At 45.7% G+C, this 14,163-nt stretch carries 12 protein-coding genes and 1 tRNA gene; 7 read left to right on the top strand and 6 right to left on the bottom strand.

From position 1 onward, the window contains the following. Positions 1–217: 217 nt before the first annotated feature. Both AB6805_RS31515 and AB6805_RS31510 read right to left on the bottom strand, forming a co-directional pair. Positions 218–754, bottom strand: coding sequence for a GNAT family N-acetyltransferase (locus AB6805_RS31515; RefSeq protein WP_370913407.1), 537 nt, complete (start codon positions 752–754; stop codon positions 218–220). 235 nt (positions 755–989) lie between these two features. Continuing rightward, a tRNA-Arg gene (locus AB6805_RS31510) sits at positions 990–1,063 on the bottom strand. Positions 1,064–1,189: 126 nt separating this feature from the next. Between AB6805_RS31510 and AB6805_RS31505 the strand changes: the two genes are divergently transcribed. Both AB6805_RS31505 and AB6805_RS31500 read left to right on the top strand, forming a co-directional pair. Then, positions 1,190–1,663: a 23S rRNA (pseudouridine(1915)-N(3))-methyltransferase RlmH gene (locus AB6805_RS31505; RefSeq protein WP_370913406.1), complete on the top strand. Its 474-nt coding sequence runs from the start codon at positions 1,190–1,192 to the stop codon at positions 1,661–1,663. Positions 1,664–1,693: 30 nt separating this feature from the next. Next, on the top strand, positions 1,694–2,314 hold the full coding sequence (locus AB6805_RS31500; protein WP_370913405.1) for a rhomboid family intramembrane serine protease: 621 nt from the start codon (positions 1,694–1,696) through the stop codon (positions 2,312–2,314). Between the two features lie 48 nt (positions 2,315–2,362). Here AB6805_RS31500 and tilS read toward each other — a convergent pair whose 3' ends face one another. Together tilS and AB6805_RS31490 are read right to left on the bottom strand one after the other, a co-directional pair. After that, a complete protein-coding gene (gene tilS, locus AB6805_RS31495) occupies positions 2,363–3,700 on the bottom strand; it encodes a tRNA lysidine(34) synthetase TilS (RefSeq protein WP_370913404.1) in 1,338 nt (445 codons plus the stop codon). A gap of 24 nt (positions 3,701–3,724) precedes the next feature. Then, positions 3,725–4,036, bottom strand: coding sequence for a hypothetical protein (locus AB6805_RS31490; protein WP_370913403.1), 312 nt, complete (start codon positions 4,034–4,036; stop codon positions 3,725–3,727). A 135-nt stretch (positions 4,037–4,171) separates the two neighbouring features. Between AB6805_RS31490 and AB6805_RS31485 the strand changes: the two genes are divergently transcribed. The 4 genes from AB6805_RS31485 to ispE all read left to right on the top strand — a co-directional run bounded on the left by AB6805_RS31485 (position 4,172) and on the right by ispE (position 7,587). Then, entirely contained in the window at positions 4,172–4,912 is a 741-nt protein-coding gene (locus AB6805_RS31485) for an electron transfer flavoprotein beta subunit/FixA family protein (RefSeq protein WP_370913402.1), read from the top strand. A 36-nt stretch (positions 4,913–4,948) separates the two neighbouring features. Continuing rightward, positions 4,949–5,920, top strand: coding sequence for an electron transfer flavoprotein subunit alpha/FixB family protein (locus AB6805_RS31480; RefSeq protein WP_370913401.1), 972 nt, complete (start codon positions 4,949–4,951; stop codon positions 5,918–5,920). Between the two features lie 189 nt (positions 5,921–6,109). Beyond that, positions 6,110–6,709 carry a bifunctional nuclease family protein gene (locus tag AB6805_RS31475; protein ID WP_079471804.1) on the top strand — a complete coding sequence of 200 codons (600 nt, stop codon included), beginning with the start codon at positions 6,110–6,112 and terminating at the stop codon, positions 6,707–6,709. Positions 6,710–6,777: 68 nt separating this feature from the next. Next, the gene (ispE, locus tag AB6805_RS31470) at positions 6,778–7,587 is read left to right on the top strand and encodes a 4-(cytidine 5'-diphospho)-2-C-methyl-D-erythritol kinase (RefSeq protein WP_370913400.1); all 810 of its coding nucleotides are present in this window, start codon (positions 6,778–6,780) and stop codon (positions 7,585–7,587) included. A 3-nt stretch (positions 7,588–7,590) separates the two neighbouring features. Here ispE and rplT read toward each other — a convergent pair whose 3' ends face one another. Continuing rightward, on the bottom strand, positions 7,591–7,935 hold the full coding sequence (rplT, locus tag AB6805_RS31465) for a 50S ribosomal protein L20 (RefSeq protein WP_370913399.1): 345 nt from the start codon (positions 7,933–7,935) through the stop codon (positions 7,591–7,593). 48 nt (positions 7,936–7,983) lie between these two features. Further along, positions 7,984–8,181, bottom strand: a complete 198-nt coding sequence (rpmI, locus tag AB6805_RS31460; RefSeq protein WP_079471802.1) for a 50S ribosomal protein L35 — start codon at positions 8,179–8,181, stop codon at positions 7,984–7,986. A gap of 430 nt (positions 8,182–8,611) precedes the next feature. Between rpmI and AB6805_RS31455 the strand changes: the two genes are divergently transcribed. Beyond that, positions 8,612–14,163: hypothetical protein (locus tag AB6805_RS31455; protein ID WP_370913398.1), on the top strand; the 5,552-nt coding region annotated here is incomplete at its 3' end.

Raw genomic sequence — 14,163 nt, 5'->3', positions numbered from 1 at the left:
CCATTCCCCGTTTGGGATTGCAAATGTAGGATTTGTTTTAAATTAAACAAAAAAATTAGAATTATTTTTTTTAAAGGCTATCGTTAACGGGTATACGCAGTTTATTATAGATGGCTGTAATGTACTGATATAAATGGATAGCGGAGATATTTGGGTACGAAAAAACTGGCTTCCAAAATTGGAAGCCAGTCCGAAGAGGTGATCAATTTAGTGAGCACTACTCAAAAAATTCATGAGGATATTCCACTGTCCCAGAGACTCCTTCCAGTCCCTTCGGGACAAGTTCCACAGCCATGCAATTTTCCGCAGGAACTTCAAAAGGCAGGGAAATCCCGAAGTTAACTGTTGGCGCATAGCCGAATTTAGGGTAATATTCCGCATGTCCTAATAGTATCACCGATTTATGGCCTGATTCAACTGCAATGCCATGTGCAGCCATAATCAATTTTCCACCAATTCCCTTTCCCTGGAAATCAGGGTCCACAGCTACCGGAGCCAACGCCAATGATGGCCATTCCTTACTGCCGTTTCTGACGCAGATCCTCGTTAGTAAAATGTATCCCACAATTCGGTTATCAATTTCTGCCACCAGGGATAATTCCGGGATAAAAGCAGTTGAGTTCCTTAATCGTTCTACGAGGAATTGCTCCTTATGGTCTGAATGTTCTAAAGCGCTAAAAGCTTTCGTAATCAGGCTAAAGACGTGTTTATGGTCAGCGGTTGTTTCCTTCCGGATATTTAAATGTGCTGTCATTTTATAAATATTTATCTCGTCGTTTAAGTTTTAAAACTTTAAACAACAAAAATGCTTGTTTAATATATAATAGATAACCTGCCATAGATCTATGGCAGTAGTGCAAGGCCCGGAAATAGAGCCATTATGCTATTGCAGAGAAGCGATATGTAAACTTGTTACTTAACATACGAAGTGAAGCTAAGATAAAAAATCAAAAAAACCCACGCATCGCGTGGGTTTTTCCTCTCTTCTGTGACCCCGTCAGGATTCAAACCTGAAACCTTCTGATCCGTAGTCAGATGCTCTATTCAATTGAGCTACGGAGCCATGTATTTATAAGTGAGCGCTAAAGGTAGGAGATTTTTCGAAAATCCCAAATAGTTGTTGAAAAAAATTTCTGCAATCTTCTGATTTACACTTACTTTTACACCAATTGCTTAATTATTAAACGAAGTGAAAATTCAACTCTGGAGCATAGGAAAAGAACATGATCCCTACATCAGGGATGGGATGGCTGTTTTTCAGAAAAGACTGCAGCATTACGTGGATTTTGAAGTAAAACTAATCCCTACGGTAAAGCAGGCTGCCAGTTTATCGGTGCCGGAATTGAAGAAACAGGAAGCAAAAATTATCCTGGATATGTTACAGCCTACAGATTTTCTGCTGGCGCTGGATGAGAAGGGAAAGATGATGACCACTGTGCAGTTTGCCGACTTCCTGCAGCAACGCAACAATGCAGGTACACGTCAGCTGATCATATTAATTGGCGGTGCGTTTGGTATCGATGATGCCCTGTTGCAAAGGGCGCAACTGAAAATGTCGTTGTCACCGCTCACTTTCCCGCATCAGCTGGTGCGTCTTATTTTTGCTGAACAATTGTACCGCGCCTATACTGTTTTAAACAGAGAAAAGTATCATCATCAATAAGTACCTTTACCACCTAAATAAACCGGTTATATGACGCTTTCCATCAGTTTGATTATTATCATTATTACCTGTCTTGTTTCCTATACCGCCCTTAAGAACTATGACCAGCTGGACAAGATGAGCCTGCAACCGTACATGGTAAAGCGTTACAAACAATATTACCGCTTCATTACTTCAGGGTTTGTGCATGCCGATTTTCAGCACCTCATTTTCAATATGCTCACTTTATTTTTCTTTGGACCGGCCATTGAAAATTTATTTATGCAGCTTTTTCACAGCAAGCTGGTTTATATTTTATACTATATACTGGGAATCATTGTTGCAAATATTCCATCTTACATAAAACACCGTAACAACTCCAGTTATTCTTCGCTTGGGGCTTCCGGAGCTATTTCTGCGGTGGTGTTTTCAGCCATCATGATAGATCCGTGGAATACGATCTTTTTGTTTTTCATCCCCATCCCTGCTGTAATTTATGGCATTTTATTCCTCGCTTTGTCAGCATACATGTCGAGAAAAGGCGGCGACAATATCAATCATGACGCGCATATGTGGGGCGCGTTATTCGGTATCGTATTTCCACTGATTTTCCATCCTGAACTGGGCACCTATTTCCTGGAGATGCTCAGGCATCCAAGATTCGGACGATAAATGAAACCGCCGGCAGCAGTGGCATTCTCCACTGCTGCCGGCCGGTTGCTACTTTGTAAATGTGATATTGAGTACTGCTTTCGTTTTGGATGTAATCTTCACACGGTCATCTACCCGCATACCTACCAGCCACACGATACGTTTGTTTGATTCCAGCACCCATACATTTTCTTTTTGCGGCATTGATAATTTCTGATCAATCAGGAAACGGCTTACCTTTTTCTTTTTGGGCATGCCCAGCGGGTAAAAGTAGTCGCCTTGCTTCCACTTTCTCAGGATCAGCGGGAAGCTAACCTGTGCGGCATCCAGCCAGGCTATTTCCGGCGATGCAGGAATACCGGCGTTGCCCCGCTCCTGTTCACGGACCTGTAATTGTCCGCCGCCAAAATGAATATGCTGCTGTCCGGGTTCAATCACTACCAGCGGTGATGCTGCTGTTGCCAGCGGGGTAATAAGCAACCATTGACGGTTGCGCACAATGCGGTGACTGGCCGTATCCACATACCTGCCGGATTCACTTTCCAGCAACGATAATACCTGCTGCGTTTGTGCGGATGAACAACCAAAAGTCCGGAACAGCTCCCAGGCGATTGTTTGCAGCGGAATCGTTTTCTGCAGCTTCAATACGGGCACCATCCAGGTGTTCCCCTGCTGGAACAGCAGGCGTTTACGGTGCTTCGCCAGTGCTTCCTGGTAAAGGATCTCCGCTTCCCTGACCCGTTCAATAGTACCCGACATATTTTTTACAACACCAGGAAAGGCTTCCTGTAATCGCGGAATCACCTGGTGACGAAAATAATTACGTGTATACTTGTCAGTTATGTTGGAGCTATCTTCTACAAAAGAAATATTATTCATGGCAGCATACGCTATGAGCCTGTCTTTCTCCGTAAACAGCAACGGGCGGATCAGGCGTTCCTGTTTAGGCAGAATGCCATGCAGCCCAGCAATACCGGTACCTTTGGCGAAATTCATCAGTGCTGTTTCCACGCTGTCCTGCATATGATGGGCGGTGGCTATATATGCGTATCCTTCGGCAGCGCGTACCTCTTCCAGCCATTGATAACGCAGTTCGCGTGCGGCTACCTGTATGGTTACACGATGCCCGGCCACATAGGCATTGGTATCGAATTTTACTACGTGCAGCGGCAGTTCCAGTGTTGCTGCCATGTTCCGTACAAAAGCTTCATCCCGCTCAGATTCTTCACCCCGCAGCTGAAAGTTGCAGTGGGCAATACCGGCGCGGTAACCGGCATTTTTAAACAACCAGGCCATTACGATGGAGTCCACCCCGCCACTTACGGCCAGCAGCACCTTTTGCGCAGGATCAAATAATTGCCGGCCGGAGATATAAGCAGTGAAATCAGTTACCAGATGTTGAGGCATGCGTTGTTTGTTAGATTAATAATATCAGTATACCAGGTCTTCATAGGCCGACTGTAATTCGTTGTATGCATGTCTTTCATTTCCCGCTTTAGCCATAGCCATGCCTTTTTCATAGGTGCTGATGGCGGCGGCATTATCACCTGCGCGTTCCAGTAACTTCCCCAGGTGATAATAAGAACCTACATAGCCCGGTTCATGGGCCAGCAGTTCTTCAAACAACTGCCTGGCGGTTACATCATCGTTGAGCTTAATGTATTCCAGCGCCAACGCATGTTTCAGGAAGCTGTCGTTTGGTGTGGCTACCAGGAACTGCTTTATTTGCGCGATTCTGTCCATTCGTTTGTTATTATTTAATTGTACAATATGTCAATCTCTCACACTGATTAAAATCATCTTCCCTCCCTGCGGTTGGCGTATATTATTTAGATATATTTGCTATTACCGCATTTTAAAACAAAACAGTTTAAGGCCATGAAGATTTTAGTATGTATCAGCAAAACTCCGGACACGACTGCAAAAATAGCTTTCACGGACAATAACACGAAATTCAATGAGGCTGGTGTACAGTTTATTATTAATCCGTACGATGAATGGTATGCATTGGTAAGGGCGCTGGAGCTGAAAGAAACCATAGGGGCTGACGTGCATCTCATTACGGTGGGTGGTGCAGATTGTGATCCGGTTATCCGCAAGGCGCTGGCTTTGGGCGGAGACGAGGCTTTCCGTATAAATGCGGATAGTGCTGACAGTTACTATATTGCGTCGCAGATAGCTGCGCATGCAAAGGATAAACAATACGATATTATTTTTACCGGGAAAGAAACCATTGACTTTAATGGCTCCGGTATAGGCGGCATGGTGGCAGAACTGCTGGAACTGCCTTATGTATCCATTGCTGCTAAATTTGACCTGAATGGTACGGTGGCTACTGTTAACAGGGAAATAGAAGGCGGAGAAGAAGTGTGCGAAGTATCGCTGCCGGTAGTTGTTTCCTGCCAGAAGGGAATGGCTGAAGCCCGGATCCCCAATATGCGCGGTATTATGGCCGCCAGAACCAAGCCCCTCACTGTGGTGGAACCTGTTGCTGCAGACGCCCTCACTTCCGTAGTAAGCTTTGAATTGCCTCCTGCAAAGGCCGGCGTTAAACTGATCAGTCCTGATAACGTGGAAGAACTGGTGAAGTTACTGCACGAAGAAGCAAAAGTGATCTAAGGGTAAACTATCTCTCAACTACTAATCAAATTATTCATGTCTATATTAATATTTGCCGACCAGGCACAGGGTAAAATCAAGAAAGCGGCGCTGGAAGCCGTGCAATATGGCGCTAAAGTGGCTGAACAGCTGGGTACTACTGCTACGGCACTGGTACTGGGCCCTGTTGACGCTGCCGAACTGGCCGCATTGGGTAACTATGGCGCACAAAAGGTACTACACGCAGCAGATGCCCGCTTACATGAAGTAGAAAGCATTGTATATACCAAAGCTATTGCCGAAGCAGCAGAAAAAGAAGGCAGTAAGGTGCTTGTCTTTCCTCATAACTTTGATGGTAAAGCCATTGCCCCAAGGGTATCTGCCCGGCTGAAAGCTGGTCTGGTCGCAGGCGCCATTTCCTATCCCGATACTACCAATGGATTTGTGGTAAAGAAAAACGTGTTCTCCGGTAAGGCATTTGCCCATATCAATATTACATCTGATAAGAAGGTGATTGCCATTATACCCAATACCTTCCCCGTGAATCCAGGTACTGCTACCGCAACGGTGGAAGCCTTTTCTCCGGCTATCAGCGATGCTGATTTTAAAGTGAAGGTGGTTAAAACTGAAACGGTGAGCGGTGAAGTGCCTTTAACGGAGGCAGAAGTAATTGTAAGCGGCGGCCGGGGTATGAAGGGCCCGGAAAACTGGGGCATCCTGGAAGACCTGGCAAAGGCGCTGGGAGCTGCAACAGCAAGTTCCCGTCCGGTAGCCGATGCCGGCTGGCGCCCGCACCATGAACATGTGGGTCAGACTGGTTTAACCGTGCGCCCCAATCTTTATATCGCGGTGGGTATTTCCGGGGCTATTCAGCACCTGGCTGGCGTAAACGGTAGTAAGGTCATCGTGGTGATTAACAAAGATCCGGAAGCTCCTTTTTTCAAAGCCGCAGATTATGGCATAATAGGTGATGCATTTGAAATAGTGCCTAAGCTTACGGCAGCTGTCAACAAGCTGAAACAGAGCTAAGCAACCGGGTTACGGTACAAGAATTACGAATGAAGTATTCAATTTTTAAGATCGTGTTGATTTTTCATTCGTAATTCCTGTACCGTAATTCTTATATCATAGATTTATCATTATAGATTTTTTTTAGATAAGGAATATTTTTCTAACTTCACGGTCTTACAAACTATTCAGCGACAACGCAAGACAGATATGAGAAAAATAGAACTGGAAATAGTTGCTTTATCGCACAGCATTACGCAGACTCATTCATATGCCGTGGTACTGGGAGAAGTAAACGGATTGCGCCGTTTGCCTATTGTGATTGGTGGCTTTGAAGCGCAGGCGATTGCAGTAGCTCTGGAAAAAATGCAACCCAGCCGGCCTTTAACACACGACCTGATGAAAAACTTTATGAACGCCTTTAATGTAGAATTACAGGAGGTGGTCATCAGTAATCTGCAGGAAGGCATCTTTTACTCAAAGCTTATCTGTTCTAACAACGACGAAACCATAGAGATAGATTCCAGGACATCGGATGCACTGGCCCTCGCAGTTCGCTTCGGATGCCCTATTTATACTTTCGAGAATATCCTCAACAGCGCAGGGATACTGCTGGACGACCCTGCCGGTAAAAAGACCAATAAGCCGGTTACCCCTACTATTTCGGAGCATGAGAAAGGTGTGGAAGATGACCTGAAAGCACTGAATGTAGAGGAGTTAACTACCCTGTTACAGGAAGTACTGGAACAGGAAGATTACATCCGGGCCATCGCTATCCGCGATGAGATCAACAGCCGCAAAAGCAAATAACTTTTCATTTTATATACTCCCTGCAGCCGGCGGTGTAAAAACTGTAGCTGTTGGTTTGCCGTGCAATTATGATTGTATTTCCGAACTGTAAAATAAACCTGGGCTTACATGTTACCGGTAAACGCCCCGATGGCTTCCACAACCTGGAAACCATCTTCTATCCCCTGCCTGTTAATGATGCGCTGGAGGTAATTACGCATACTGAACTTCAATTTGAGAGCACGGGTATCCCGGTGCCCGGTGATGCAGCCGATAACCTCTGTATACGGGCTTTTCAGTTATTGCAATCCGACTTTCCGCAGTTGCAGCCGGTAAACATTCATTTATTAAAAAATATACCCATTGGCGCCGGCCTGGGTGGAGGTTCCGCAGATGCCGCCTTCATGTTGCAACTGCTGAACCAGAAATACCAGCTGGGGCTTTCGGAAGCTGCGCTGGTTGACTACGCGGCTCAACTGGGGAGCGACTGCCCGTTCTTTATTGTCAATAAACCTTGCTATGCCACAGGGCGTGGAGAAATCATGGAGCCGGTAGCACTGGACCTCTCCGGCTACTCGTTTTTATTGGTGCATCCGGGGATCCATGTAAATACGGGATGGGCATTTAAGCAGCTTGTTCCCGGTGCGCCGGTTCGCCCGCTGCGGGAAGTGATCCAGTTGCCGGTGGAGGAATGGAAAGATATGGTGTCAAACGATTTCGAGGCGCCGGTATTCCAGGCGCACCCGGTGCTGAAGGTGATAAAGGAACAAATGTATTCTTCCGGGGCGCTTTATGCGTCGATGAGTGGCAGCGGTTCCGCGATATTCGGGATATATCCTAAAAACAAAATAGCTGACATCCTGTGGGATGCCAGCTACCGGGTATTTACTATCAGGTAAGTCTTACTTTACAGAAGCTACCAGTGCTTTAAATGTTTCTGGTTCATTCATAGCCAGATCAGCCAGAACTTTTCTGTTCAGGTCGATGCTTTTACCGGCTAATTTGTTCATAAACACAGAATAGGTCAACCCTTCTGCTCTAACAGCAGCGTTGATACGGGCGATCCACAGCTGGCGATAGTTTCTTTTCTTTAATTTACGGCCAACATAGCTATAAGTGAGTCCTTTTTCAAGAACGTTCTTCGCTACGGTGTACACATTTTTTCTTTTACCGTAGAAGCCTTTGGCTTGCTTTAAGATCCTTTTTCTCCGGGCTCTTGAAGCTACGGCATTAACTGAACGAGGCATTTGCTTTGTTTTTTCTCAGGTTATAAAATTCGATTCTTTTGACAGATACTAGCGCATTCCGAGCATTCTCTTAACCAGGTTAAGATTTGCTTCGTGAACCAGTGTACTACCTCTTAAGCTACGTTTTCTTTTCGTAGATTTTTTGGTCAGTAAGTGGCTTTTGAAGGCCATGAACCGCTTAATCTGTCCGTTCCCACCAACCTTGAACGTTTTCTTGGCACGGGAATGTGTCTTTACTTTGGGCATCTTACATCAAATTTGGTCTGCAAAGGTATGAAAATAATTTAATAAAGCACAGTCTCCTCTAAATAATTCAGCCCCCATCGCGAATGTGGATAACTTTTCTGATATTTTTTTACCCCCTTTAAGCAATTGACAATCAATTTTTCGCTAACCCATCCGGTCAACTTATCTGGCGCTTTATCATATTACAATTAATAACACTTTTTTTATTTTCCTATATTACATCTAATTTTAATCTTAATTCATTTATATATTTTAGCCATACCAAGTATAAACACCTGACGCCTATGAAACCATTTTACACTTGCTCCACGCTCTGCCGGAAAAAACCATCCGGGAAAGATAACCGATGTAAAGAGTTGAGGTACAATATGGACTGAGCAAACAACAGCTGCTCAATCCTGATACTTTTCTTACTTAACTGTTTGCACCTATGAAACGACTATTAACCTTTTTGTACCTGATACTGGGGCTTGTGCTGCTTAATAAACAGGTGGCAGCACAAACTGCGCCGGCAAACGGCACAGCCTTTATGAACCTTCCCGACACCATATGTAAGGGAAGTTTCGCCAGTATGAACGCCTTCTTCTGGAATAACACCAGTAATTATGCAGATTCCGCGACCTGGACAATCACCGGGGGAACCTATGATGTGCTCTTCACGACCGATACCAGGGCAGGCCACGAATTAGTTGGCCAGCGGAGGGACACCTATAACTCCGGCGGCATAAATATCAATAAGAACTCCCTGACCATTAAATTTAATGACGCCGCTAAGTATACGGTGAAAGTGGTGCTGTTCAGGGGGAATAATACCTATCCGGTTACAAAGTCCATTTACGTAAAAGACTGTACGATTCAACCGTGTTTGGGTAATACAACCAGTAAAAGCGATTTCCTGGAGGACTTTGGTAAATTTAAAAAGAATGCTACCGACAGCCGCTCCAATGCAGCGGTTACCGGATATAACTATGTACCTATGCCTCTGAACGGGGCTAATTTTATTGATGATAGTTACAACATTTTCTGGCATACTCAAATAAGAAGTGAGTGGGTAAAGGCAACAGATCATACCGGAAGTACTATCGATTCCGTGGGCGGTATGCTCATCGCCAACTCTTCTATCAATAAAAAATCTTTCTATACTAAAAACAATGTGCAGGTATGCCCGGGCTCTTCTTATAATTTCAGCGCCTGGTTCCTGAATGTAAACAGCTACAACGTATTTAACTATAACTGTGCGTCAGGTAACTCGGATGGTTATCACTATGCCGGGGTTACGTTTCTCATCATTAATAAAAAGGGCAGCACTAACGCTGCATTATGGGATACACTCGCAAGGTTTAAAACCTACGACGTATCTATGAACCTGTCGTATTCAACCTGGCAACAATACGGCGGCAGCTTTAAAACACCCGGAGGTGTAACCGCTGTAACGCTTGAAATTGTAAATGATCGTCTTGGTGATTGTGGAAATGATATCGCGATAGATGATATCGGCTTTAATTATTGCAGCCCGGACATCTACTCATTTATCGATGGTCAGATTGATACAGAATTAAGAGCGGATTCACTTTGTGAAGGCGCTCCTATTACTATTAAAGCATTATATAGTCCTGATGGTCATTTGCCGGATGGCACTTACGATCCCAACCAGGATTATTTTAAGAATCCAATATATCAATGGTTTTACAGTAATACCGGGGATGAAAACAATCCGGCCGACTGGTTTCCTGTTGTAAATGGAAACGGTATATCAGGCGCGGCTACCAACACGCTCACATTTGCGGATGGTGCGCTGAAAGGAGATCCCAACCAGATAGTGCATAAATATTACCGGGTAAATATCCTTGAATCGGGGAACGTCAGCAACTGTGCGTCTCCATCGAAATACACCAAGATTACTATTCTCCCGAAACCTAAAGTAACCATCTCGTCGGGCAGGATCTGTATCGGGCAAAGTGTGGACCTGACGGCTGATGGAGGATACAGTACCTATGAATGGAAGGTGGACCCGGTTTATTTTGGCCCTAAAATGACCGTATTTCCCGACAGCACCAGAGACTACTGGGCTATCGGGATTGCTGATTATGGGTGGAACTCTGTGAAGAATGAACCACGTCAATGTAAAGACAGTGGATTTGCCCGGGTAGTTGTAGATAAAAAACCGGTCACCGCTATTACAGGCGGACCGGTGAATATTTGTCTTGGTGCACAGATTAACCTGAACTTAGGCATCACAGGTGCGCCCGCCGACAGTTTGAACTGGATGTGGAAATATGGCCTGGATTCTATTAAAGGTAAAGTGCCCGCTATCACCCATGTTCCTTCAGACACCGGTACCAAAGCTTACAACGTTGTTGTGACCAACAAAACCTGTACGGTCGTTGACACCTTCAGGGTAAATGTGCGGTCGGTGCCGGTAGCAGATGTGGATACCATCTACAGACAATGTAATATATCCACCTTTAATATTAAAAGGAGCACCCCTCCTGCGGATCAGAAAGGTACCTGGTCATTTGACGGTCCAAACAAAGGAGCCGTTATTACCAATACTACTGCTGCTGCTACCAGCGTAACGGGTGTTCCTGCAGGTGATACCGTGCGTCTCTTCTGGATAATTACCAACAAAGTATTGGCTACTTGCACGGATACCAACCGGGTTACACTCATTAACACCAAACCCCTTACCCCGAGTGTTGCAGGTTTGAACCAGGTACAATGCGAGATACGTGATTTCCAACTGAACGCCAGTAAGCCGGGTGTCGGTGAAACCGGTAAATGGACATTAGCGCCAGGTACTACTTCTTCGGATATCACCATTAACTACGACACCGCTTATAATGCGATAGCTTCCGTTGTCAGCAATGCACGGCCAAAAACCTTTGTGCTGACATGGACCATCTCTAATGGTGTTTGTCCCGGTCCGAACTCGACTACCGTTAACCTTACCATTAAGGATAAGCCTACGCTCAATATTGCTGCAGCTGCGGTTTGTAATACGGTGGATTCCTTTACGGTTTCCTACAGCAACGTGGTACCAGGGACGTTGAAGCAGTATGTACTCAGTGTTGCCCCCACCAGGAAGATGCCTGGTTTTGTAACGGTGTCCAAAGCATGGCCATCTAACAATACCTCTGGTACCTTTAACGTGAAACTTCCGGCAAATACAGCAGCTGGTAGCTACGACTTCGTCATTACAGCACAGGAGGATACGTTACACGGATGTAGCGTTACGGTGCCGTTTTCTGTTTCTGTGGAAAAGCCTTCAACCGCTCCTACTTCCATTGATGCCAGTTCCGACAGTCTTTGTGTTTCCGGTAATGTTACTTTAAAAGTGATAGGAGGTTCCCTGGGAACTGATTCTACCGGTACTACGCATAAATGGAAATGGTATACCGGTGCTTGTCCTGGTTTACCAGGCAGCGTAGCAGTAACTCCAGCTTCCTCTATTAATAATGGTGCTGAAGTTGTATTTAATAATGTAACTGCCACCACCACTTATTATGTAAGGGCAGAAAGTACCGGTCCTTGTGGAAACACTGCCTGTGCAAGTGTAACAGTGAAAGTATTTGCAAAACCTAATGTTGCCAATGCAAGTACCGATCAAACAGAATGTGACCGCGCTACTGACTTCCAGTTAGCAGGTAATACTCCGGCTCCTGCAGGAGCTACGGGGCTCTGGACATCGCCTAACCCACGGGTTACTATCACCAACCCAACACTGTGGAATGCTACTGTGAAAGTACCTGTTGGTGATACCGCCTCGTTGGTATGGACTATTTCCAACGGACCATGTTTGACTACCAATGACACGGTATTTATTACCAATTATAAGAAGCCTGTTATGCGTAGTGCAGGTACTGACCAGACAGCATGTGATAAAACTACCTTTACACTCAATGCTACTGAGCCTACAGAATTGGGTGCTAAAGGCACCTGGACATTCCTGCCTACTACTGCTGCCGTGACTTTTGTAGATAAAAACAAGGCTAACACCAATGTTACGGTTCCCGCAAACATGGCAGTACAGCTGATCTGGAGCATTTCAAACGGCACCTGTACCGCCGATAAATCGGATACCGTTACCATTACCAGCCTGCTCAAACCAGTGATGCGCAATGCAGGCACTGACCAGACAGCATGTGATAAAACTACCTTTACGCTCAATGCCACCGAGCCGACAGAACTGAATGCAAAAGGCACCTGGACATTCCTGCCTGCTACTGCTGCCGTGACTTTTGTAGATAAAAACAAAGCCAACACCGATGTTACCGTTCCTGCCAATACTGCGGTGAAGCTGATCTGGAGCATTTCAAACGGTACGTGTAACGCAGACAAATCAGATACAGTTACCATCACCAGCCTGCTCAAACCAGTAATGCGCAATGCAGGCACTGACCAGACAGCATGTGATAAAACTACCTTTACGCTTAATGCTACTGAGCCTACAGAGCTGAATGCACAAGGCACCTGGACATTCCTGCCGGCTACTGCTGCGGTGACTTTTGTGGATAAGAACAAAGCCAACACGAGTGTTACCGTTCCGGCCAATGCTGCGGTGAAGCTGATCTGGAGCATTTCAAACGGAACCTGTAGCGCGGACAAATCAGATACAGTTGTCATCACCAGCCTGCTCAAACCAGTGATGCGTAATGCAGGCACTGACCAGACAGCGTGTGATAAAACCACCTTTACACTCAATGCTACCGAGCCTACTGAACTGAACGCACAAGGCACCTGGACATTCCTGCCTACTACTGCTGCGGTAACTTTTGTAGATAAAAACAAGGCTAACACGGATGTTACTGTTCCTGCTAATACTGCGGTGAAACTGATCTGGAGCATTTCAAATGGTACCTGTAGCGCCGATAAATCGGATACCGTTACCATCACCAGCCTGCTCAAACCAGTGATGCGCAATGCAGGTACTGACCAGACGGCATGTGATAAAACTACCTTTACGCTTAATGCCACTGAGCCGACAGAACTGAATGCACAAGGCACCTGGACATTCCTGCCTACTACTGCTGCGGTAACTTTTGTAGATAAAAACAAGGCTAACACGGCTGTTACAGTTCCGGCCAATACGGTGGTGAAACTGATCTGGAGCATTTCAAATGGTACCTGTAGCGCCGATAAATCGGATACGGTTACCATCACCAGCCTGCTCAAACCAGTGATGCGTAATGCAGGTACTGACCAGACAGCGTGTGATAAAACTACCTTTACACTTAATGCTACTGAGCCGACAGAATTAAATGCACAAGGCACCTGGACATTCCTGCCTACTACTGCTGCGGTAACTTTTGTAGATAAAAACAAGTCTAACACGGATGTTACTGTTCCTGCTAATACCGCGGTGAAACTGATCTGGAGCATTTCAAATGGTACCTGTAGCGCCGATAAATCGGATACGGTTACCATCACCAGCCTGCTCAAACCAGTGATGCGCAATGCTGGTACTGACCAGACAGCATGTGATAAAACTACCTTTACGCTTAATGCAACTGAGCCGACAGAATTAAATGCACAAGGCACCTGGACCTTCCTGCCCACCACTGCTGCGGTAACCTTTGTAGATAAAAACAAAGCCAACACGAGTGTTACCGTTCCGGCCAATGCTGCGGTACAGCTGATTTGGAGCATTTCAAACGGCACCTGTAGCGCCGATAAATCGGATACCGTTACCATCACCAGCCTGCTCAAACCAGTGATGCGCAACGCAGGTACTGACCAGACAGCGTGTGATAAAACCACCTTTACACTTAATGCTACTGAGCCGACGGAGTTAAATGCACAAGGCACCTGGACGTTCCTGCCTGCTACTGCGGCGGTAACTTTTGTAGATAAAAACAAGGCTAACACGGATGTTACCGTTCCCGCAAACACGGCAGTACAGCTGATCTGGAGCATTTCAAACGGCACCTGTAGCGCCGATAAATCGGATACCGTTACCATCACCAGCCTGCTCAAACCAGTGAT

Origin of the sequence: Chitinophaga sp. RCC_12 (assembly GCF_041360695.1) — a bacterium.
In the GTDB taxonomy this organism is placed as follows: Bacteria; Bacteroidota; Bacteroidia; order Chitinophagales; family Chitinophagaceae; genus Chitinophaga.
This window is presented reverse-complemented; position numbering and strand designations above follow the sequence as displayed.

What these genes read in the sequence shown, in the direction of transcription:
- AB6805_RS31515 (WP_370913407.1), bottom strand. Translation starts at nt 754, where the DNA reads ATGACAGCACATTTAAATATCCGGAAGGAAACAACCGCTGACCATAAA.
- AB6805_RS31500 (WP_370913405.1), top strand. Translation starts at nt 1,694, where the DNA reads ATGACGCTTTCCATCAGTTTGATTATTATCATTATTACCTGTCTTGTT.
- tilS (WP_370913404.1), bottom strand. Translation starts at nt 3,700, where the DNA reads ATGCCTCAACATCTGGTAACTGATTTCACTGCTTATATCTCCGGCCGG.
- AB6805_RS31490 (WP_370913403.1), bottom strand. Translation starts at nt 4,036, where the DNA reads ATGGACAGAATCGCGCAAATAAAGCAGTTCCTGGTAGCCACACCAAAC.
- AB6805_RS31485 (WP_370913402.1), top strand. Translation starts at nt 4,172, where the DNA reads ATGAAGATTTTAGTATGTATCAGCAAAACTCCGGACACGACTGCAAAA.
- AB6805_RS31480 (WP_370913401.1), top strand. Translation starts at nt 4,949, where the DNA reads ATGTCTATATTAATATTTGCCGACCAGGCACAGGGTAAAATCAAGAAA.
- AB6805_RS31475 (WP_079471804.1), top strand. Translation starts at nt 6,110, where the DNA reads ATGAGAAAAATAGAACTGGAAATAGTTGCTTTATCGCACAGCATTACG.
- ispE (WP_370913400.1), top strand. Translation starts at nt 6,778, where the DNA reads ATGATTGTATTTCCGAACTGTAAAATAAACCTGGGCTTACATGTTACC.
- rplT (WP_370913399.1), bottom strand. Translation starts at nt 7,935, where the DNA reads ATGCCTCGTTCAGTTAATGCCGTAGCTTCAAGAGCCCGGAGAAAAAGG.
- rpmI (WP_079471802.1), bottom strand. Translation starts at nt 8,181, where the DNA reads ATGCCCAAAGTAAAGACACATTCCCGTGCCAAGAAAACGTTCAAGGTT.